General features: G+C 36.1%; 1 pseudogene. It reads right to left on the bottom strand.

The features are described from left to right. Positions 1-391 (bottom strand): annotated as a pseudogene (locus ACRCJ0_RS19355) (rhodanese-related sulfurtransferase); the annotation flags it as partial. Positions 392-513: the final 122 nt, after the last annotated feature.

Genomic DNA, 513 nt, shown 5'->3' with positions numbered 1-513 from the left:
TAGTATCTTCATCTAACATTGCTTCACGGAAATCAGCTGGATCTAAGTGGGTACCAGATAATTCGTTAGGGTTTAAATCTTCTTCTAGGTCTAAAGAAACGATTTCTTCACGGTAACGTACGAACATTTTTTTGTGTGCGTAGTCATCCGCTTCGTTAATTTTAAACCATAGGTCAGAAAATTCTTCCATAGCATGCATGTGTTCCATGTAGCGTTCAGTCGCTTCTTTTGGCCCAGACACAGTACCATTGATCCCTTCATCACCAATTAAAATACGGCCTTTTAAGCCGAGTGATTTACAGAATTGTAATTCGTCTTTGGCGAATTGTTCTGCATCTTTAATAGGTACATATTTATAGTAAAGTAGTACCTGGAATTCGTTATTATTCATTTATTATTCCTCCATCATATTGCAGGTATGACTGCGAGTTTTTACGGATTACATTATAAGGCATAAACCAGGGATAAACAAGTACTAAATTTGTTTCGAATGTTTAAAAAGTTCACAATCCT

The organism is Aerococcus sp. L_32 (genome assembly GCF_050689315.1).
Note: the sequence above shows the minus strand (reverse complement) of the source record. Positions and strands in the feature narration are given on the sequence as shown.